The organism is Kribbella sindirgiensis (assembly GCF_004331435.1).
Taxonomy (GTDB): domain Bacteria; phylum Actinomycetota; class Actinomycetes; order Propionibacteriales; family Kribbellaceae; genus Kribbella; species Kribbella sindirgiensis.
This window is the reverse complement of record NZ_SJKA01000013.1, coordinates 219,583-238,610: the sequence shown is the minus strand read 5'-3', so window position 1 is coordinate 238,610 and position 19,028 is coordinate 219,583. Positions and strand designations below refer to the sequence as shown.

General features: G+C 68.7%; 21 protein-coding genes. 11 read left to right on the top strand and 10 right to left on the bottom strand.

All coding sequences use genetic code 11. The annotated features are described in order from the left end of the window. Window positions 1–147: 147 nt before the first annotated feature. From E0H50_RS31410 to E0H50_RS31395, 4 genes are read right to left on the bottom strand one after another with little or no spacing between them, the layout of a single operon-like run. Window positions 148–1,014 carry an amidohydrolase family protein gene (locus E0H50_RS31410; RefSeq protein WP_202868403.1) on the bottom strand — a complete coding sequence of 289 codons (867 nt, stop codon included), beginning with the start codon at window positions 1,012–1,014 and terminating at the stop codon, window positions 148–150. Window positions 1,015–1,018: 4 nt separating this feature from the next. Beyond that, window positions 1,019–2,254, bottom strand: a complete 1,236-nt coding sequence (locus E0H50_RS31405) for an ATP-grasp domain-containing protein (RefSeq protein ID WP_131294363.1) — start codon at window positions 2,252–2,254, stop codon at window positions 1,019–1,021. 26 nt (window positions 2,255–2,280) lie between these two features. Beyond that, window positions 2,281–3,027, bottom strand: a complete 747-nt coding sequence (locus E0H50_RS31400; protein ID WP_131294361.1) for an esterase family protein — start codon at window positions 3,025–3,027, stop codon at window positions 2,281–2,283. Next, window positions 2,987–4,057: an alpha/beta hydrolase gene (locus E0H50_RS31395; protein ID WP_131294359.1), complete on the bottom strand. Its 1,071-nt coding sequence runs from the start codon at window positions 4,055–4,057 to the stop codon at window positions 2,987–2,989. Before E0H50_RS31395 ends, E0H50_RS31400 begins: the two co-directional genes overlap by 41 nt. A 43-nt stretch (window positions 4,058–4,100) precedes the next feature. On the opposite strand from E0H50_RS31395, the gene E0H50_RS31390 reads away from it, so the two are divergent. After that, window positions 4,101–4,475, top strand: coding sequence for an MmcQ/YjbR family DNA-binding protein (locus E0H50_RS31390; protein ID WP_131294357.1), 375 nt, complete (start codon window positions 4,101–4,103; stop codon window positions 4,473–4,475). Here E0H50_RS31390 and E0H50_RS31385 read toward each other — a convergent pair. Both E0H50_RS31385 and E0H50_RS31380 read right to left on the bottom strand, forming a co-directional pair. Then, window positions 4,472–5,566, bottom strand: coding sequence for a winged helix DNA-binding domain-containing protein (locus tag E0H50_RS31385; RefSeq protein ID WP_131294355.1), 1,095 nt, complete (start codon window positions 5,564–5,566; stop codon window positions 4,472–4,474). The genes E0H50_RS31390 and E0H50_RS31385 overlap by 4 nt on opposite strands. Then, on the bottom strand, window positions 5,563–6,729 hold the full coding sequence (locus tag E0H50_RS31380; protein WP_131294353.1) for an epoxide hydrolase family protein: 1,167 nt from the start codon (window positions 6,727–6,729) through the stop codon (window positions 5,563–5,565). Before E0H50_RS31380 ends, E0H50_RS31385 begins: the two co-directional genes overlap by 4 nt. A 61-nt stretch (window positions 6,730–6,790) precedes the next feature. Between E0H50_RS31380 and E0H50_RS31375 the strand changes: the two genes are divergently transcribed. After that, window positions 6,791–7,768 carry a helix-turn-helix transcriptional regulator gene (locus E0H50_RS31375; RefSeq protein WP_131294351.1) on the top strand — a complete coding sequence of 326 codons (978 nt, stop codon included), beginning with the start codon at window positions 6,791–6,793 and terminating at the stop codon, window positions 7,766–7,768. Window positions 7,769–7,916: 148 nt separating this feature from the next. On the opposite strand, the gene E0H50_RS31370 is transcribed toward E0H50_RS31375, so the two are convergent. Continuing rightward, entirely contained in the window at window positions 7,917–8,696 is a 780-nt protein-coding gene (locus E0H50_RS31370) for a response regulator (protein WP_272948535.1), read from the bottom strand. Further along, window positions 8,675–10,033, bottom strand: a complete 1,359-nt coding sequence (locus tag E0H50_RS31365; RefSeq protein WP_238151448.1) for a sensor histidine kinase — start codon at window positions 10,031–10,033, stop codon at window positions 8,675–8,677. The genes E0H50_RS31370 and E0H50_RS31365 overlap by 22 nt, the downstream gene beginning before the upstream one ends. A 176-nt stretch (window positions 10,034–10,209) precedes the next feature. On the opposite strand from E0H50_RS31365, the gene E0H50_RS31360 reads away from it, so the two are divergent. The 3 genes from E0H50_RS31360 (at window position 10,210) to E0H50_RS31350 (ending at window position 11,784) form a co-directional block, all read left to right on the top strand. Beyond that, window positions 10,210–10,926, top strand: coding sequence for a M15 family metallopeptidase (locus tag E0H50_RS31360; protein WP_131294347.1), 717 nt, complete (start codon window positions 10,210–10,212; stop codon window positions 10,924–10,926). Window positions 10,927–10,944: 18 nt separating this feature from the next. Then, entirely contained in the window at window positions 10,945–11,325 is a 381-nt protein-coding gene (locus E0H50_RS31355; protein ID WP_131294345.1) for a hypothetical protein, read from the top strand. Between the two features lie 81 nt (window positions 11,326–11,406). Beyond that, on the top strand, window positions 11,407–11,784 hold the full coding sequence (locus E0H50_RS31350) for a pilus assembly protein CpaE (protein ID WP_238151457.1): 378 nt from the start codon (window positions 11,407–11,409) through the stop codon (window positions 11,782–11,784). Here the strand turns inward: E0H50_RS31350 and E0H50_RS31345 are convergent. Then, window positions 11,781–12,485, bottom strand: coding sequence for a YqeB family protein (locus E0H50_RS31345; protein ID WP_131294341.1), 705 nt, complete (start codon window positions 12,483–12,485; stop codon window positions 11,781–11,783). The genes E0H50_RS31350 and E0H50_RS31345 overlap by 4 nt on opposite strands. A gap of 63 nt (window positions 12,486–12,548) precedes the next feature. Here E0H50_RS31345 and E0H50_RS31340 point away from each other — a divergent pair, with 63 nt between their 5' ends. Both E0H50_RS31340 and E0H50_RS31335 read left to right on the top strand, forming a co-directional pair. Next, window positions 12,549–13,562, top strand: a complete 1,014-nt coding sequence (locus tag E0H50_RS31340) for an ornithine cyclodeaminase family protein (protein WP_131294339.1) — start codon at window positions 12,549–12,551, stop codon at window positions 13,560–13,562. Beyond that, complete coding sequence (locus E0H50_RS31335; protein WP_131294337.1) at window positions 13,562–14,911, top strand: aromatic amino acid lyase; 1,350 nt, start codon at window positions 13,562–13,564, stop codon at window positions 14,909–14,911. The genes E0H50_RS31340 and E0H50_RS31335 overlap by 1 nt, the downstream gene beginning before the upstream one ends. Before the next feature lie 536 nt (window positions 14,912–15,447). On the opposite strand, the gene E0H50_RS31330 is transcribed toward E0H50_RS31335, so the two are convergent. Next, complete coding sequence (locus tag E0H50_RS31330; protein ID WP_131294335.1) at window positions 15,448–16,494, bottom strand: iron-siderophore ABC transporter substrate-binding protein; 1,047 nt, start codon at window positions 16,492–16,494, stop codon at window positions 15,448–15,450. Between the two features lie 189 nt (window positions 16,495–16,683). On the opposite strand from E0H50_RS31330, the gene E0H50_RS31325 reads away from it, so the two are divergent. From E0H50_RS31325 to E0H50_RS31310, 4 genes are all read left to right on the top strand, one after another. Then, on the top strand, window positions 16,684–17,325 hold the full coding sequence (locus tag E0H50_RS31325) for a hypothetical protein (RefSeq protein WP_131294333.1): 642 nt from the start codon (window positions 16,684–16,686) through the stop codon (window positions 17,323–17,325). A gap of 75 nt (window positions 17,326–17,400) precedes the next feature. After that, window positions 17,401–17,715 carry an ArsR/SmtB family transcription factor gene (locus E0H50_RS31320; protein WP_238151447.1) on the top strand — a complete coding sequence of 105 codons (315 nt, stop codon included), beginning with the start codon at window positions 17,401–17,403 and terminating at the stop codon, window positions 17,713–17,715. Beyond that, window positions 17,712–18,191: an SRPBCC domain-containing protein gene (locus tag E0H50_RS31315; RefSeq protein WP_165547353.1), complete on the top strand. Its 480-nt coding sequence runs from the start codon at window positions 17,712–17,714 to the stop codon at window positions 18,189–18,191. Before E0H50_RS31320 ends, E0H50_RS31315 begins: the two co-directional genes overlap by 4 nt. After that, window positions 18,188–18,931, top strand: coding sequence for an SDR family NAD(P)-dependent oxidoreductase (locus E0H50_RS31310; RefSeq protein ID WP_131294327.1), 744 nt, complete (start codon window positions 18,188–18,190; stop codon window positions 18,929–18,931). The genes E0H50_RS31315 and E0H50_RS31310 overlap by 4 nt, the downstream gene beginning before the upstream one ends. The last annotated feature ends 97 nt before the right edge of the window (window positions 18,932–19,028 follow it).

Here is a 19,028-nt window from a genome sequence, read left to right as displayed (position 1 = left end):
GGCGTCGCTCATCAACTCAGGCGGCTTGTCCATGCATCAAAGCCTAGACACCCCCACCGACAGTTTTCAAAGCCAGAACCCCTTATTTTCAAGGGAATCCGTTATCCACAACTCTCACGTCCTGTGGATCTTGCTGAAGGCAACAAGTCACAAACCGAGTAGGCGAGCGCCGTTCTCCCAGCAGACCGCGCGAAGCCAGGCATCGCCCAGGTCCAGGGCTTCCAGGGATGAGAGCTGGACCGCGTACTCGTAAGGGATGTTGGGGAAGTCGGAGCCCAGGACGATGCGATCCTGGACGTCAGCCAGCCGCGGCACCAGGTCGCGGGGGAAGGGCGTGAGCTTCTCGGTGAACGGCGTCAGTGCCATCGTCGTGTCCAGGTGGACGTTCGGGTACGACGTGAACGCGAGATGCTCGGCGTACTCCGGCATTCCCAGATGCGCGATCACCGCCGTCAACGCAGGGTGGCGGCGGAGGACCTCGCCGATCGGGCCGGGGCCGGTGTGGCGGCCGGGGATCGGGCCGGAGCCGCAGTGGATGACAACTGGTACGGCGGCCTCGGCCAACTGGCCCCACACCTCGTCGAGTTCGCCGGTGCGGGGGTCGTAGTCGCCGACCTGGAGGTGGACCTTGAAGATCCGCGTCCCGAGCTCCAGCGCCGATCGCACGTAGTCGGCCGCGTCAGGCTCCGGGAAGAAGGTGCCGCTGGACACGCAGCCGGGCGTCGCAGCGGCGAAGTCGCGGGCCCAGGAGTTCAACCCGGCGGCCATCCCCGGCTTGTGCGGGTAGACCAACGCCGGAAACGCCCGCACCCCCAACGAATCCAGCGTTTTCAGCCGTTCCTCCACCGACGTCCGGTAGGTGATCGGCCACTCGGTCCCGTAATGCTCGGACGCCTGGTCGAAGTACGCCCAGACCGCGTTCAGCACCCGATCCGGCAGGAAGTGCACATGCACATCCACCAGCCCCTCGAGCCCAAGCCGCCGCCACCATGCCGGTACTTCGGAATCACGCACGCCCCTAGCCTGCCTGATCGGCCACCCAGAGGTCGGTGAGGCCCTTGAAGTGGGCCATGAATTTGTCCTGCTCGTGCGGTGGATAAGTTGCCGCGACGGTCTCCTGGAGGATGCGGGCGAAGTCGGGGCCGGCTACCCAGTCCCGGACGCGGAGGTCGAAGTCGCCCAGGTGGGCGTCGCACCACTCGCGGTACTTCGTGGTTTCGAAGTGCTCGTCGGCGAGGGCCAGGTACGCGTTCAGCTTGGCGTCGTAGTCCAGCGACGGGTCGTCCGCGATCTCGAAGTACCGGTCCGTGTGCAGGTCCACCGACGAGCGCCGGCCGGTGGCGAGGCAGAAGACCGACCACTTCACGAGCGCGCTCAGCGCCCACGGGAAGTAGTAGTGCAGCGACGTGACCGCGACGTCCGGGCAGGCGTTCGCGTAGTCGATCGGGTGCACCGAGTCGCCCTGGACCAGCATCTCGCAGGAGTTGAACTCCCAGCCGAAGAAGGCGTTCACGATCCGGCTGATCGCGACCGCCTCGTGGCCGGCGGCCGGGCTGAGGAAGTCGTGCGAGACGGCGTACCGGTTGTGCATCGGCTCGTCCGGACGGAAGTCCATCACCATCGTCTCGGCACCGATCGACAGCGCCCGCGCGAACTTGTCGTACTCGATCGTCGCCTGCAGGTGCATCAGCATCTCGCCGGACTCGTCGTACGCGCGGTGCAGGTCGTCGGGGTTGTTGATCCGGGACACGCCCCGCCAGCCGCCGCCGTCGAACGGCTTCATGTACAGCGGGTACCCGAGGTCGGCGGCGATCGCGTCCAGGTCGAACGGCCGGTTGTACGTCGCCGACGTGTACGCCCAGCGCACGTTGTCGACCGGGTTCTTGTACGGCACCAGCACGGTCCGCGGGATCTTCAGACCGAGCCGGAGCATCGCGCAGTACGCCGAGTGCTTCTCCATCGACTGGAACGTGAACGGGGAGTTCAGCAGGTACGTGCCGTTCATCAGCGCGGCCTTCTTCAGCCACTCGCGCGGGTGGTAGTACCAGTACGCGAGCCGGTCGATCACCAGCCCGACGCGGACCGGATCGTTGAGGTCGAACGGCTCGATGGTGAGCCGCCGGGACCCGAACTCGTGCTCGTGCCCGTCGATCGTCACCGGCCCGACCCGCTGCAGCAACGCCTCGAACGCCTGCGGCCAGTCCTCCTCGGCCCCGAGCAACAATCCGATCAGGTGGCGCGACCTATCACTCACGTGGCACTCCTCAATTTGATGCGGCCTCAACAGAACCGGGGCAGATGATGGGCGATCTGCTGCCGCCACCAGGGCCAGTCGTGTGCTACGTCGTACCCCCACAGATCGAGCTCATGCGGGATGCCCTTCTCCTTCAGTACGGCGGCTGTCGCGCGGGCGGACGGCAGCGAGCCGGTCGGATTGGTCTCCCAGTCACCCTGACCGACCGTGAGCAGGATGAACAGCCTCCCGCGCAACCATTCGAGGTGGTCGCCGGACAGGTTCGGCAGGTAGTCGGCCGGGTTGTTGAAGTACGTCGCTTCGCCGCGCTCGCCCCAGGCGTGCCAACTGGCGGCGTCGTAGTTGCCCGACTGGCAGATCGCGACCGGGAACAGGTCGGCCCGCTTGAACGCGAAGTTCAGCGCGTGGAACGCACCGAGGCTGCAGCCGGTGGTGATGATGTCGCCGACCCCGGGCGAGTCCGCCCCGATCGTCGGCACCACCTGGTTCACGATCCAGGACTCGTACAGCTCGTGCCGGCGGGCCCGGACCTCGAGCTGGATACTGGGGTCGGACCAGCTGATGTGGTCGTAGGAGTCGACGCAGTACAGCTTCACCCGGCCGTCCTCGATCAGGTCCGCGACCGCGTCGACCATGCCGTTGTTCTCGTAGTCCCAGGCGCGTCCCTGCTCGCTCGGGAAGACCAGCACCGGGCGGCCGAAATGGCCGTACCGGATCAGCGTTCCGCGGCGGTCAAGCCCCGGCGCCTCCAACTCGACCTGCTCCCGTTCCATCAGCCCCACCCCAGGTCCGTCGCAGTAGCTCCGTCAGATCAGGATCCAGCACATCCCGCCAGGCTGTGAAGTTGTGCATGTCCGGAGTTTCGTCGAGGGCGACATCCAGCCCGAGTTCGGCCAGCCGCGCGGCCATCACCCGGTTGTTGTGCACGTTCTCCTCGGTCGTCCCGGCGGTGATCCCGACCGGCGGCGAACTGGGTGCTGTGGTTGCCGCCAGCACCTGCGCGACGAACCCGGTCACCTGGGCGTAGAACTCGAACTTCGACTCCTGCGGATCGGTTTCCGGCGTGAAGAACGACCCGGACTGCAGGAACAGCCCGGAAAACGTGTTCGGAAAGTTCCATTCCGCGTGCAATGCGGCGAGTGCCCCCAGGCTCGCTCCCATCAGCACGGGCCGCCGGCTCTGGTACTGCGCCCGCACGGCCGGTACGACGTGCTGCGTCAAGGACAGGGCGTACTGCGGGTTCGCGGCGTACCAGAGGTTGCGCGCGGTCGGCTCGATCAGCGCCAGCCGGAACGGTGGCAGCGCGGACCCGGCGATCATCGCGCCGGCGTACTGCGCCAGAGCGGCGTACGTGGCGAACTCCGGACCGTCGTGGGCGAGCAGGAGCGGCAGCTCGAACGACGGTGCGATGCCCTCCGGCGCCCAGACCTGCACGTAGACCTGACCGACGGGGGCCTCGACGGTCACCGCAGTGAGCGTCGACGGGATCGGCGGCACGGTGAGCCAAGCCGGCTCGACGTACCCGGGCAACGGCAGCCAGGAATGGTGCCCGAACGCTCCGTCGACGGTCCGTGGATTCGTCGGATCGGTCCTCGTGCCGAGGCCGGCGATGTCGAACAGGTACTCCATCCGGTGCACCGAGGGCCGAGGCAGCCGCAGCTCCCAGCCGTAGTCGACCGGCTTGAACTCGAGCAGCTCCGCCGCGAGCCCCAGCTCCTGCCACAAGCGGACGCCGGAAAACGTGTGCGCAGCGTCGCCGAGGCGGAACACCACCTCGGCTCCTTCGACTGCGCTCACGACCATCCGACCACGGTACCGACGGAAACGCTGACAAGAGGTGTCAGTGATGAGGTTCTATCGTGGGAGGGTGGTCGATCTCACCGATATCCGCGAAATCACCGCGGACCTTCCGCGCAGCTACGAGGTACTGGTCCGGGACCGGATCAAGTTCCGCGTCGGCCAGATCGTCTATCTGGCGGTCGCGGCCGACGAGCAGACCATCGGCCTCGGCTTCCCGCGCGAGGAACGCGCCGCCGCCCTCGCCGCGGAGCCGGACAAGTTCCTCCCGCCGCGTCCGTCCGACGAACGCTTCCAGTGGATCGAGCTCAACCTGGCCGCCGTCGACTACGACGAACTCCGCGAACTGATCCTCGACGCCTGGGCACTGTGCGTCCCGAAGAAGGTCCGCCGCGAGTACTTCGGCGACCAAGGACAGGACTAGGTCACGACCACCGGCGTGTCCGGGCTGCCGATCAGACCGAGCAGAGCCACGGCCTCCGCCTCGACCGCTTCGGTTTCGGCCGGGGTGAGCGGGTTGTGCGCGGTGACCCGCAGGCTCGCGTCGGCGCCGCGGTGATGACGCCAGTCCGCCCGGTAGTCGCCGTCGATCAGGACGGTGCCCATCGCGGCGCCGTTGCCGGGCGGCAGCGGTACCTGCCGTCCGGCCGGGTTGATCCGCCGCCGGTCCGCGTGCGACAGCAGCAGATTGTCGAACTCCGGCAGGTACCGCACCGGCGCGGGCGTGTCCGCGTCCGGCAACGGTCCGTCCGGTACGTCGTACAGCTCCCGCCCGTCCTCGTCCGCGAACACGCGCAACCCCGGCAGGAGCCGGTCCACGACCTCACGCAACCGGGTCAACCCGGACCACATCTGTACGTCGGCCACACTCGCCGGACCGAACGCCGCCAGGTACCGCAGCACCAGCGCATCGATCGACGGATCCGCGTCGGGTGCCCGGCCGAGCCAGCTCTCGATCGTCTGCAGCGCGGCCGGACCGGTCTCGCCCCACACACCACGAGGTGTCACCTGCACGGTGCCGGCCAGATAGCTGACGGCGTACGCCATCGCGTTCGCGTCCCAGTCCGGCCAGCGCTCGCCGAGCACGTCGCGCAGCCGGCTCCGGCTGTACGGCTCGCTGCTCAGCAACTCCGTGCCGTAGGCAACGATCGCGTCGAGGTCGGCCCCGGCCAGTTGCTTGCCGAACGCGCCGCGGAAACCTCGGTCCGCGACCGGATGGACGAGCGGCAGCATCATCAGGCAGTCGTCGGCGGTGACGAGATGGATCGTGGATCGCAGGAGCCCGGCACGAACCGCCTGGCGTGACGTCATCAGCGTGGACAGTTCGTCCGGGTCGAAGCCCTCGAGCCTCGACCACAGCGCGACGTACGGCGCCAGCGGGGCCTGCGCCTGCAGGCCCACCAGCCGTTCGATCAACTCGGCGACCGATCCGGCTTCCCGATGCAGCAGCTGCTGACGCTGGAGGGTGGCACGGTTCAGTTCCCGCCGGCTCAGCACGCGGATCGATGCGTTCATCGGGCCAGCGTACGGAAGAAGGCGCGCACGTCCTCGACCAGCAGATCGCCGCACTCCATCGCGGGGAAGTGCCCGCCCTCGGTGAAGTCCGACCAGTACCCGATCTGCCGCTCCGGATCGGCGACGCGGCGAACGACCGGGCTGCTGTTGAAGACGGCCCATCCGGCCGGCACCGACGACTTGGCGCCCCATCCGAGATCGGAGTGCGCGGCCTCGTACAGGAACCGGGCGGCGCTCGCCCCCGCGCGGCAGAACCAGTAGATGCTGACCAGCGTCAGCAGCTGGTCGCGGTCCACCGACTCCTCGGGCGACTTGGCCGGATCCGTCCACAGCTGGAACTTCTCCGCGATCCACGCGAGCTGCGCCACCGGGGAGTCGGTCAGGGCGGCCGCGATCGTGTCCGGCGTGTGGTTCTGCAGATCCAGATAGCCACGCCCTGCCTGCCAGGCCGCCTTGGCCTCCTGGACGACCGCGAGATCCTGCTCGTCGAGGTCGTCCGGCAGCGGCACGAACTCCCCGGCCAGGGCGAGCGTGCCCCGGTCGCTGTTGATGTGCGTGCCGATCACCCGGTCCGGCACCGTCGCGCCGAGGTGCCCGGTGATGCCGGCGCCGATGTCGCCGCCCTGCGCCGCGAACCGCTCGTACCCGAGCCGTGTCATCAGCTCGGCGAATGCGGCGGTCGTCCGCCCTAGCTCCCAGCCGCCGCCGGACAACGGCGTCGAGAACCCGAACCCCGGCAAGGACGGTACGACGACATGGAAGGCGTCCGCGGCCTGGCCACCGTGCGCGACCGGGTCCGAGAGGGGCCCGAGCAGGTGCAGGAACTCGACCGCTGATCCGGGATAGCCGTGGGTGATCAGCAGCGGAGTCGCGTCCGGCTCGGGGGACCGGACGTGGAAGAAGTGGATGACCTGCCCGTCGATCTCGGTCGTGTACTGCGGAAAGCGGTTCAGCTCCTGCTCCGCCTTGCGCCAGTCGTACGACGTACGCCAGTACTCGGCGAGGTCGTACAGGTAGCCGCCGGGGATGCCACGGCTCCAGTCGTCGGCGTCGCCCGGGACCGGACGCGGCCGGCGTGTGTGTTCGAGCCGGAACTTCAGGTCGGCCAGCTCGGCCTCGTCGATGGCGATCTGGAACGGACGGATCTCCTGTGTGTTGGTCATACCTCGACCGTAGAAGTCATTGCGGAAGACTTTCTTCCGCAATGTCCGCCATCCTGGAGAAATGCTGAACACATCGGCTCGTCTGCTCCGGCTGCTGTCCCTGCTGCAGGCCCGCGCGCTGTGGGCCGGTCCTGAGCTGGCCGAGCGGCTCGGCGTGACCACCCGCACGATCCGCACCGACGTCGACCGGCTGCGGCAGCTCGGGTATCCGGTGGAAGCCGCGCCAGGACTCGCCGGCGGCTACCGGCTCGGGGCCGGAGCCGCGTTGCCGCCGCTACTGCTGGACGACGAGGAGGCGGTCGCGGTCGCGATCGGCCTGCGCACGGCCGCCATCGGAGGGGTGGAGGGGATCGGCGAGACCTCGATGCGGGCGCTCGCCAAACTGGAGCAGGTCCTGCCGCCCCGGCTGCGGCACCGGGTGAGCGCGCTGCAGTCGGCGACTCTCGCCGTACCCGGCACCGGGCCGTCGGTCGACGCGGACGTGATGGTCGCGATCGCGGCCGCGATCCGCTCCGAGCACCGGCTGCGCTTCGACTACGCGAACCACGAAGGGCGGGCCAGCCGCCGGGAGGTCGAGCCGCACCGGCTGGTCGTGATGGGACGCCGGTGGTACCTGATCGCCTGGGATCCGGAGCGCGACGACTGGCGGACGTTCCGGGTCGACCGGATCACGCCGAAGATCCCCGGTGGCCCGCGGTTCACGCCCCGGGAACTGCCGGAGGCCGAGGTGACCGCCAGGCTGCAGCGCGGCGTCGGCACCGCGACCTGGCGGTACCACGCCCGCGTGCTGCTGTACGCGCCCGCCGCCGTCGTCCGCGCCAAGCTCCCGCTGCCCGTCGACATCGAGGAACTCGGTCCGGACCGCTGCCAGATCAAGGTCGGCTCGGACACGCCGCACATGCTCAGCCTCTACCTCGGACTGCTGGACGTCGACTTCGAGGTCATCGACGCACCGGAGCTGTCGGCCGCCCTCACCGCACTGGCCGACCGGCTGCACCGCGCGGCCTCATCCTCAGGTAGTAGACCGGAACCATCCTGACGGCCGATGGGTACGGCGTATCCGCGAGCAACTCTTGAAGCATGACTGGGGACTTCCTACCCCGGCGCCAGAAGGCGTCGGTGCTGAGCCAAGCTGTGACCGTCGTGATTCTGCTTGCCGTGGTGGCGGTAGGGATCGTGCTGTTTACCTAGGATTCCCAGCGCACATCCGCTTCGCCGGGCCGGACGACTCCGGCCTCGTAGGCGACCACGACGGCCTGGACCCGGCTGGACAGGCCGAGCTTCGACAGCACCGAGCTCACGTGGGTCTTGACCGTCGTCTCGCTGACGAACAGCTTGGTCGCCAGGTCCCGGTTGGACAGCCCGCGGGCCATCCAGACCAGGATCTCGCGCTCCCGTTCGCTGAGGTGTGACAGCAGCCCGGCCCAGCGCGCATCCGGTTGCGCCGGCGCGCTGATCGCCGTACCGCCGTCGACCTGACGCTCCAGCTCCATGCAGCGCTCGAGCAGCACGCGGGTCGAGGCCGGATCGACGAGCGAGTCGCCCCGATGCACCGCCCGTACGGCGGAGACCAGGAGATCCGGGTCGGTGTCCTTCAGCAGGAACCCGGACGCCCCGGCGCGGACAGCGGCCAGTACGTAGGCCTCGTCGTCGAACGTGGTGAGCACCAGTACTGCGGGACGCGCGCGGCCGGCCTCCCGGTTCGCGGTCGTGATCCGCTCGGTGGCGACCAGCCCGTCCATCACCGGCATCCGGATGTCCATCAGGACGACGTCAGGGTCGTGCTGCTCGATCAGCCGGAGCGCCTCCTCGCCGTTCTCGGCCTGCGCGACCGTGGTCAGGTCCGGCTCGTGGTCGAGGATCATCGCCAGGCCCATCCGGATAACGCCCTGGTCGTCGGCCACCAGGATCCGGATCGGGCCGCTGTCCGTGCCGCCGGCTCCAGTCAGTTCTGCGGGGGTAACCACGCCTGCACTCTCCATCCACCCAGGGGGCCGGCCGCGACGGCGAGGGTCCCGCCGACCGCTGTGGCCCGTTCCCGCATCCCGATCAGTCCGTTGCCGCGACCGCTCTCCTTGCGGCGCGCGGTTTCCAGCACGTTCACGGGCGGCGGCCCGCCGTTGCCGTTGTCGTCGATGGTCAGCAGCTCGCCCTGCGGTCCACTCTGCCAGGTCACCCGCGCCGCGCTCGCCTTGGCGTGCACCATCACGTTCGTCAGCGCCTCCTGGATGATCCGGACCGCGGTCAGGTCGGTCGCCGAGGTGAGCTGTCGTTGCCGTGGCGGCAGCTCCATCGTCACGTCGATCCCGACCGCCTTCAGCCGCTCACCCATCCGCGCCACATCGGCCAGGTCCGGCACCGGCGCGGTGCCGCCGCCGGACCCGGTGTCGCCGGCGACCTGCGGCGACGCGGTGTTCAGCACCCGGACGGTCTCCCGCATCGCGGTCAGCGCTTCCTTGCCGCTGGCAATGATCCAGCGGATCGCCTCCCGCAGTACCTCGGGCCGCTCGTCGGCGACCCGGTCCGCCGCCTGTGCCCGAATCACCACCGCGCTCACATGATGTGAGATCACGTCGTGCAGGTCGCGGGCGATCCGGGTCCGCTCCGCGACCGCGGCCCGCTCGGCCTCCACCGCGCGCAGCCGGACCAGTTCGGCGTTCCGCTGTTCGAGCAGGGCGACCGACTTCCGGCGCCGGCGGGCGTCCGCGCCGAGCAGCACCATTCCGCAGATCAGTGCTTCCGCGAACACGAACAGTGACACGTCGATGTACGAGTACAGGCTCGGCACGTCCCGCGGGAGGCTCTGGTACCGATCGCCGCGCAGGATGTCGCGGTTGACGTGGCTGAGGACGATCGCGACCACGGCCGGCAGCCCGATCATCAACCCGGCCAGGCTGCCCATCGTGAAGAACAGACACGTGAAGCGCCGGACGCCGGCCGACGCCGCCAGGTACCCGACGACGAGCAGCGGGACCAGGTGGATCTCCGACTGCAGCGCCGCGTCGCTGATCTCGGGCTGACCGAACATCGTGAGCCCGAGTTGCGCCGCGAGACCGGTGCCCGCGGCGGCGTACAGGAACGGGTACAGCACCGAGACGGCCAGGAGCATCGTGCGCGGAATCCGCCGTACGAGGGCGACCGTGGCGACCAGAAAGACGCCCGTGACGACCGAGACGGCCGGGTTGTGCGGGCGCAGACCGGTGCCGTTGATGAGGTTCAGTACGGCGAACCAGACCAGCCCGATGAGCGCCGCGAGCAGCAGATCCTGCTGCCCCTGCGACAATCGGCGCCAGACTCCCATCATGTCGCCCAGCGTAGTCAGACCCTGTTTGCCAAAGCTTCATCTGCCCGGAGGGGCGGTCTCTCCAACTTTTGGAGGAGGCTCGGCGTCCGAACTGATACTCAGGGGCTACAGATGGGACGTGAGAACGGTCCCTGGGACCGATGCGCCCACCGCCCTGATCCGAAAGGCTGTACCCCATGAGTCACGAGCTGCCGCCGCGTCGGAGTGGTGCGACGCGGACGCGGTTGCTGTCCGTGATCGGTGTGGTCGGGGTCGGTGCTGTCGCCGGGGCGCTGCTGCTGTGGCACGCGCAGGTCGGCGACGTGCTGGGCCTGGGTGCGGACAAGGAGCCGGTGGTGTCGACCGTCGGCGCGCCCGCGATCGGCGGCCCGCCCACCACCACGAGACTGGTGACCCCGACGCCGTCCCGCCGTCCGACGACCCGGACGACGCCGACCACGCCGCCGAAGACCACGACGACGCCCTCCAAGAAGCCCACGAAGAAGCCGACGCCGGTGTCGCGTGAGGAGAGCATCGACGGGCTGTCGCCGAAGCTGAAGTCACGGCTGACGAAGGCGATCGCGGCCGCGAAGGCCGACGGCGTCCGGATCAGCATCACCTCCGGCCGGCGCAGCGCGGCGAAACAGCAGCGCCTGCTGAACGAGGCGATCAAGAAGTACGGGTCGTACAAGCTGGCGACGCGCTGGGTGCTGCCGCCGAAGTACTCCGCCCACGTGCAGGGCAAGGCCGTCGACATCGGTCCGGCGGCCGCCATGACCTGGCTGAACAAGAACGGCTGGCGGTACGGCGTGTGCCGCCGGTACGACAACGAACCCTGGCACTTCGAGGCGCTCACAACGCCCGGCAAGAAGTGCCCGCCGCGGGAACCGCACGCGGTGGCCAAGGCAGATTGATCACAAGGGGGAACCGAGATGACCATGACCTACGCACAGCCTCTCACCCGGCGCTACACCCGCGCCCGGCTCGCCGTACCCGCCTTGTGGCGCCAGGTGATCCGGACCGGCGACAACGCTCCGGACCGGGCCGAGCGGACGACGGCGGAGCCGGATCGCTCCGCGCACACGCAGCTGGAGATCTACGACGGCGTACTGGCCGCGTTCGAACGTCGTGACGAGGTGGCAGCGGTACTGCGGACTTCCGGCGACCGCGCGACCGCCGTACGACGTCTGCGCGAGGAGTTCACCCTCAGCCATCTGCAGGCGACCGCACTGATCGATCTGCCGCTCACCACCGAGTGCCGCGACCGGATCGCCCACCGCGCCGAAGAACTCCGCACCGCCCTCGCCCGCTGACTCTGCGTCCTCCTCGGTGGTCGCGGCGCGCGTGGACCTGCGGGGTTTGCGTGCCGTGGGGAGGATGGAGGGGTGATCACGATGGAGCAGGCCGGACGACTGCGCAAGGCTGGGGTGCTGTGGACACCGGCGGCCGGGGATCGTTTCGTCGTACCGGACCGGGACATGGACGACGACGTGTTCGTGGTGAGCGACATGACCGTCGAGGTGCACGACTACCAGGGCAGCAAGGTGATCGGCTTCAACGGCACCACCGAGTGGGCCCTCGACAGCATCGAGCAACGCGAGGTCGTGTGGCTTCCACGTGAGGAGCAGCTCCGCGCTCTCCTCGGCGCGTACTTCCAGTCCCTCGAATCCACCCCCGACGGCTACCGCGTCACCCTCACCAACAGCACGCACACCTCCGAAGACGCCGAACAGGCCTACGCCGAAGCAGTCCTCCACCTACTCGACGCCTAGGGCACCGCCCGCCAGTACTGCTTCTTGTCCCTGTCCTTCACGCTGTAGCCGAGGTTGGACAGGTCGTTGCGGAGTTCCCGCAGGTCGGCCTTCCCTTTGTCCCCCTGGTCGAACGCCTTGGACCGAGCCCGGAGCAGCGCATTGGCGGCCGGCGAGACATCCGGATCCCCCTCGACCCAGCGCCTGAACTCGGACTCATGCGGGTCACCGGAGTCCGACCACGGATAACCATGCATCCGGAACGCCGCTGGGATCTTCTTGGCCTCGGACTTCAGCTGGTCGTGCTTCTCCCGCGCCAGCTCGCGCGACGCCGCGTCCTGGAGGACGATCTCCTTCCCGTCCAGGAACGCCACCGCGACCTTCACCCGCGGCACCGTCACGGTCTTCTGGTTCTTCAGGAACTCGACCGACTGACTGGTGATCGTGACCTTCAAGGTGTCGTCGAGCGCCATCCCCGCCAGCAGTACGCCGCCCGCCAGCCCGACGGCCACGCAGATCACCACGACCCACCAGCTGTCCCAGGCAGCGATCAGCTTCAGCGGACCCTGGAACGGTACCCAGTCCCGCCCGGCCGCCCAGTCGGCGATCCGCGGCAGGAAGAACCCGAGCACCAGCCCGGCCAGCGGCAGCCCGCCGAACAGCACCGCCTTGTCCGTGGCGGAGTGGCCGATCACCGTGCGATCCGCAGTCGTAGACCCCATGGACCGAACGTAGCGTGACGGCCGGAAACTAAAGTATCGACCGACGGCAACCGAAGGAGCCACGTGACGGACGGGATCTGGCTGCGCTTCCTCAGCGGCCCCGACATCGACGAACTGGGGCTCACCAGGCTGGAGATCGTGGACGCCGTGGAGGACGCGGTCCGCGAGCACGGCGAGGGCCGGACGAGCTTCGAGCCGCGCATGCACCTGATGCCGAACAACGGCGGGATCGGCCACTTCAACGTCCTCCGTGGGCACCTCGACGGCCTCGGTGAGCACGGCATCAGCGGCGTGAAGGTGGTCGGCGACTTCGTCCCGAACTACCAGAAGGGTCTGCCCAGCGAGCTTGCGATGGCGACCCTCTTCGACCCGACCACCGGCGTACCGCTCGCGGTCCTGGACGCGACGATGATCACCGCGGCCCGTACCGGCGCGATGACGACCGTCGGCGCCCGCCACCTGGCCCGCCGGGACAGCAAGATCCTCGCGCACGCCGGCGCCCGCGGTACGGCGTGGTGGAACGTGACGATGCTCGACGACCTGCTCGACCTGGACGAGATCCGGGTGACGTCGCGGCGGCCGGAATCGCGGGAGAAGTTCGCCGCGGAGCTCTCCGCGGAACTCGCCACGCCGGTCCGGGTGTGCGCGACCGCGGAGGAGGCCTTCGACGGCGCCGACGTACTCGTCGAGGCGACCCGTCTGACCGAGCCCGAGCCACTGCTCCGTACGTCGACGGTCCGGCCGGGCGCGTTCGTCGTACCGTACGGGACGGTGTCGGCGGTCGAACTCGATCTGCTCGACCTGATCGACAAGGTGGTCGTGGACGACTGGCGGGAGGCGCAGTCCGGGCGGTTCGGTTCGCTGCGCCGGCACGTGGACAGCGGGCGGCTGTCGCCGGACACGCTGTACGCCGAGATCGGGGAGATCATCGCGGGCCGCAAACCCGGCCGCGAGAACGAGGCCGAACGCACCCTCTTCTGGCACCGCGGCCTGTCCCTGCTGGACGTCGCCATCGCCCACCTGATCCACCGCCGAGCCGAAGCCGCCGACCTCGGCACCATGCTCCGGTTCCACTGATGACCGAGCCTGTGCTGATCCACGGAGCGTCGGACCTCGATCCCGCCTGCCCGGCTGCGATCGAGCTCGCGCCTGCCCTCCTCGACCGCCTGGCCGCGATCCGCGCCGCCGCCCTCGACACCCTCCGCTCCGGCCGGCCCGTGTACGGCGTCAACACCGGCATGGGCAACCTGAGCAAGGTCCGCCTGACCGAAGACGAGCAGCGGGTCCACCAACGCAACCTCCTGTTGGGCAGAGCCGTCGGCGGCCCGCCCTGGCTCCCGCCCGACGAAGCCCGCGCCGTCCTGATCGGCCGCCTGAGAACCTTTCTCACCGGCGACGCGGCCGTCTCGATCGAACTGCTCCACCAGTTGGTTGCCCTCATCAACAACGGCCCGCTGCCGAACATCCCCGCCGAAGGTGCCGGATCCGCAGGCGAGATCATCCCGCTCGCCCACGCCTTCGCCTCCCTGGATCCCGGGCCTAAGGAAGGCATCGCCCTGCTGGCGGGCATCCCCGGCGCGACCGGCCGGGCCGCGCTCCACGCCACCAGAGCGCACCGCTTGGCGGATCAGCTCAGCGCCGTTGCAGCCGGGGCGATCGCTGTCGTCGGCGCCAACCGGGACCCGTACCAGGCGGCCGCGGCGCGCGGGGACGACGTACTGGGCCTCGAGTTCGCACGGCTTCGTGAGTTGGCGGGGCCCGAGCCGGAGCCGCGCAGTTTGCAGGCGCCGGTGTCGTTCCGGGTCGCGGGGCACGTGAACGCCCACGCTCGGCGGACCCTGCAGCATTTGGATGACGCGGTGGATCGGGCGTTCACCGGTGTCACGGACTCACCGGCGTACCTCGACGGCGAGTTCGTCGGCACCGCCGGCTTTCACGGGCTCGATCTCGCCGCGCAGTGCGACCATCTGACGGTCGCGCTGGCCCATGCCGCCGAGGTCTCAGCGGCCCGCCTGCACCGCCTGCTCGACCCCGCCGTCACCGGCCTCACCGCCCAACTCGCCCACGACCCAGGTCCTCAAGCCGGCCTGGTAGCAGTCCACAAACGCGCGGTCGCGACGATCCACCAGCTCCGCCGTTTGTCGTTGCCCACAGCAATCAGTACGACGGAGACGTCCAACGGCCAGGAGGACGTGCAGACCTTCTCCTGGGAAGCAGTCGGCAACCTAGCCGAAGCCATCCGCCTAACCCGCGAAACAACCGCCTGCGAACTCCTCGCCGTACGCCAAGCCTTCACCCTCTCACCCCGCAACATCCCCACCGGCCTCCAAGCCCTGATGCAGTCAGTCGACACCGTCGTACCCCCCATCAACACCGACCGCCCCTTCGGCGAGGACCTGACGAGACTCCTCACTGCAGTGCTCTAACCGATGCTCCAGCCGCTGTCTCCGTCCCGGCGACCTGCAGTCACCCGCGTTTCTTCGAGTCGTGGGTATCGGCGGCCGAACGCAGCCTCGATCCACGACTCGACGTTCCAGGGGCGAACCAAACGCCACGACTCGGCGCGATCCCGACCAGGGCAGGCGTTCCGCCGACGTCTGCTCCACGGGCGGCCGCCGACCGGTGGGGAGTGGGAACAGGCAATGGTGACTGGGGACAGGCAATACCAGGTGCCTACCCGCCATTGCCTGTTCCCGGTGCTGTCTTGTCGGGAAAGAAACCGTCGCGATCTGCAACCTTGTTCCCCGCTGTTCAGGGTTCGCCCCTGGACCGGGCAACAGAGCAGAGCCACACCTGCCCCGCCACGATCTTCCGGGGTACAGCGCTCCCCAAACCGGTTTGGGGACGATCACCTGCCGTTTTTGGGGTGTGGGGCTCCCCGAACTGGTTTGGGGAGCCCAAGCAGCGACGGGGTTTGCCGGGCGGCCGCGCCAACCACCCACACATCGGTCACAAGAGGCGTTCAGCGCTCTCCGGCTAGCGCGTTCTTCAGCATTGGGGTCAGTTTGGGTACGGCGTACTTGATGCCTAGGGGGCCGCCGATGGACATTGCGCTGGAGAATTCTCCGCTGGGGGTGGCGGTGTTGATGACCGGGGCGCCGCCCCAGTAGGCGACGTGGCCGGCTTTGACTGCTGGTAGGGCGTTCCAGATCTTGTCGTTGACGACCGCGGGGTCGAGTTTGCCGGCGCCGTCGAGGGCGGCCATGAAGATCACGTCGGCGTTCAGTTTCGGGGTGAGCTCGGGGGAGATCTTCACGTAGAAGTCGCCGTTCTCCATCGCGTCGATCTGCGGGTTGGTCTTGAACCCGAGTGCGGTGAGCAGCCGCATCCGCGGGTCGGACGGGAGCCAGGCGTTCAGGCTGTTCGCCGAGTACACGCCGGCGGTGATGACCTTGCCGGCGAACTCCGGGTTGGCCTTCGCGGTGTCGGTCAGCAGGGTCTCGGTGTCCTTCACGACCTGCTCGCCCGCGGCCGACGTACCGGTCGCCTTCGCGATCTCGCGGACCTGGTCCTGCCACGGTACGCCGTACACGTTCTTGGTCCCGGCCGGTGCTGCGATCGTCGGCGCGATCGCGTTCAGGGTGTCGAATTCCTTCTTGTCGTTGATCGTGTTGACGTACAGGATCAGGTCCGGCTTGAGCGCCGCGATCTCTTCGAATTTCGGCTGGTAGGACTGGATCAGCTTCGGGGCCGGCCGGTCGCCGAGTGCGGACTTCACCCAGCCGCGCAGTTGCGTGTTGCCGAACCAGTCGGCGCCCCCGACCGGGACGACGCCGAGCGCGATGGCCGCCTCCATGTCGCCGCCGCCGAGTGTCACCACCCGCTGTGGCTTGGACTTGATCGTGGTCGAGCCGTACAGGTGGTCGATCGTCACCGGGAATCCGGCGGTGTCGCCGGTGCTCGCGGCGGAGTTCTTGGTGTCGTCCTGGCTGCACGCGGCGAGTCCGGTGCTCAGGGCGAGTACGGCGATCGCGACGGCCGCGATGGACCGGATACGGGGCAGAGCCATGGCGGCTGGTTCCTCCGAAAGGCGTCAGATGTAGGTAAGCCTAACCTGACTAAGCGCCACCTCCACGAAGGGGTTGATCGAAAAAGCGAGCCGACACGCAGATCGTGGTGAAGTCGCAAGTAGCCCGCGTGGGGGCTGTGTCGTTGGCCTGGTGCGGGGGATCGGCGTCGGTGGAGTGGAGGAGTTCTCTTGAAGCGGTTCGTGGTGCCGCCGAGCTGGCCTTCACCGCCCCGGCGCAACTGGATCCCGCCGAAGACCTGGCGCCCGGATCCGTCCTGGCCGCCGGCTCCGGAGGACTGGCGGTTCTGGGTCGACGCCAAGGGTGAGCCGGTCCTCGGCCCGATCGGGCGGTACGGCGCTCCGTCCCGCCGGGCTGCGTACGCCGCGGGGGCGGCGATGATCGTGTTCGCCGGCGTCAACCTCTGGGCGGTGCTCATGATCGGCCAGTTCAACGGACCGGATGATTCGGCGGTCGTGACCTTCGTCGAGGAATCGCCGAGTCCGGCGGTCAGCTCGACGAGTCCCGCCGTACCGCGGACGACGTCTACTCCGCCGCTCGTGCCGCGGACGATCGTGGTGCCGAGCAAAAGTCCGACGCCCCCGCCGAGCCGCCGGTCGACCAAGAAGCCAACCGCGACCAAGACGACCGAGCGGACCACACCGACACCCACGCCCACGCCGACCCGCACGACCACCAGTACGCCGACCGCGAGGCCGTCCCGTCCGACCAGTCGCCCGTCGACGCGGGACGAACTCCTTCGGCAGTACTGCATCGACCGCGGCATCGACCCGGCCTGGTGTGATCCGGCCAACTGGGAGCAAACGCCCTGATCCCTGTTGACAACCGGGCCGTCCACGCCCATCCTTAACCATATGGTTCTGAAACCACTTGGTTATGAAGACAGATTGACCGGTGTCTTCGCGGCGCTCGCCGACCCGACCCGCCGGGCGATCCTGACCCAGCTCAAGCACGGGGACGCGACGGTCGCCGAGCTCGCGGCGCCGTTCAGCATGTCGCAGCCGGCCGTCTCCAAGCACCTGAAGGTGCTCGAGAACGCCGGGCTGATCAGCCGTTCGCAACGCGCGACGGCCCGGCTCAGTCACCTCGAGGCCGAACCGCTCCGCGCGGCCGTCGGCTGGTTGATGGACTACCGCGCCTACTGGGCGGAGAGCTTCGACCGTCTCGACGATCTGCTCGACGACCTCAAGGAGGAGTCGTGAAGGTCATCGCGGAGCCGGGCGTGCCGCAGGTCGTCATCGTCCGGGAGTTCCGGGCGCCGCGGGAGCTGCTGTTCCGCGCGTACACCGAGCCCGACCTGGTGAAGCGCTGGCTGGGCCCGGCCGGGCTCGAGCTGATCGTCAACCAGCTGGACCCGCGGCACGGCGGCCGCTGGCGGTGGACGCACTACGACGACGAAGGCAAGGGCTACGTGTTCCACGGGCTGTACCACGGGGAGCCGACGCCGGATCGGATCGTGCAGACGTACGAGTTCGACCACGCGCCGGGAACCGTCTACCTGAATCTGATCACCTTCGACGAGGCCGACGGGGTCACCACCCTGACGCAGAACACCGTGTTCTTCGCGGTCGAGGACCGCGACCAGTACGTCGACGGCGGCATGGAGCGCGGTATCCGCGTCTCGATGCAGCAACTCGACGACCTCGTCACCGAACTGGCCGAGGAGGCCCACTCATGATGCTCAACGACAAACAGGCGATCGTGTACGGCGCGGCGGGCCCGATCGGCGGCGCCGTGGCCAAGGCGTTCGCGGCCGAAGGCGCGACCGTCCACCTGGCCGGCCGGACGGCGGAACGCCTCGAGAAGGTCGCGGACGAGATCCGCGCCGCGGGCGGCAAGACCGAGATCGCGGTCGTCGACGCCCTCGACGAACGATCGGTCGACGACCACGCCGCCGCGGTCGGCCGGATCGACATCTCGTTCAATCTGATCGGTCACGTGCAGCACTTCGGTACGCCGCTGATCGACATGTCCCTCGCCGACGTCGAAGGGCCGGTGCGGAACATGCTGCGGACCTTCTACCTCACGTCCCGCGCGGCCGCCCGGCGCATGGTCGAGCAGGGATCCGGCGTGATCCTGACCTTCGGCGGGAACGGCGACCCGATGGCGAACCTCGGCGCGTTCCAGGCGGGGTTCGGCGCCGTCGAGGCGTTGCGTCGCAGCCTGGCGTGTGAGCTCGGTCCGCACGGCATCCGGGTGATCACGTTGCAGACCAACGGCATCCCGGAGTCGAACCCGGACACCTACCCGGAGGACTTCCGTCGCGAGATCGCCGAGCAGACCGCCGCCCAAACCATGCTGAACCGCGCCGCCACCCTGGCCGACGTCGCCGCCATCGCCACCTTCGCCGCCTCCGACCGAGCCGCCTCCATCACCGGCACCGCCCTCAACCTCACCGCCGGCGCCGTCGTCAACTGATGCCCGCGCAGGCAGCATGCATCGGCAGTTGAACAGGAGGTATCGGTCGGCTGAGTAGTGCACCTGAGCGTGATGGTGATCCTGCGTACGGTGTCTC

Bases quoted from the DNA above. Each gene is read 5' to 3' on its own strand.
- E0H50_RS31400 (WP_131294361.1), bottom strand. From the start codon at position 3,027: ATGGAACGGGAGCAGGTCGAGTTGGAGGCGCCGGGGCTTGACCGCCGC.
- E0H50_RS31355 (WP_131294345.1), top strand. From the start codon at position 10,945: ATGACCATGACCTACGCACAGCCTCTCACCCGGCGCTACACCCGCGCC.
- E0H50_RS31390 (WP_131294357.1), top strand. From the start codon at position 4,101: ATGAGGTTCTATCGTGGGAGGGTGGTCGATCTCACCGATATCCGCGAA.
- E0H50_RS31345 (WP_131294341.1), bottom strand. From the start codon at position 12,485: ATGGGGTCTACGACTGCGGATCGCACGGTGATCGGCCACTCCGCCACG.
- E0H50_RS31310 (WP_131294327.1), top strand. From the start codon at position 18,188: ATGATGCTCAACGACAAACAGGCGATCGTGTACGGCGCGGCGGGCCCG.
- E0H50_RS31350 (WP_238151457.1), top strand. From the start codon at position 11,407: ATGGAGCAGGCCGGACGACTGCGCAAGGCTGGGGTGCTGTGGACACCG.
- E0H50_RS31375 (WP_131294351.1), top strand. From the start codon at position 6,791: ATGCTGAACACATCGGCTCGTCTGCTCCGGCTGCTGTCCCTGCTGCAG.
- E0H50_RS31365 (WP_238151448.1), bottom strand. From the start codon at position 10,033: ATGATGGGAGTCTGGCGCCGATTGTCGCAGGGGCAGCAGGATCTGCTG.
- E0H50_RS31360 (WP_131294347.1), top strand. From the start codon at position 10,210: ATGAGTCACGAGCTGCCGCCGCGTCGGAGTGGTGCGACGCGGACGCGG.
- E0H50_RS31380 (WP_131294353.1), bottom strand. From the start codon at position 6,729: ATGACCAACACACAGGAGATCCGTCCGTTCCAGATCGCCATCGACGAG.
- E0H50_RS31335 (WP_131294337.1), top strand. From the start codon at position 13,562: ATGACCGAGCCTGTGCTGATCCACGGAGCGTCGGACCTCGATCCCGCC.
- E0H50_RS31330 (WP_131294335.1), bottom strand. From the start codon at position 16,494: ATGGCTCTGCCCCGTATCCGGTCCATCGCGGCCGTCGCGATCGCCGTA.
- E0H50_RS31385 (WP_131294355.1), bottom strand. From the start codon at position 5,566: ATGAACGCATCGATCCGCGTGCTGAGCCGGCGGGAACTGAACCGTGCC.
- E0H50_RS31395 (WP_131294359.1), bottom strand. From the start codon at position 4,057: ATGGTCGTGAGCGCAGTCGAAGGAGCCGAGGTGGTGTTCCGCCTCGGC.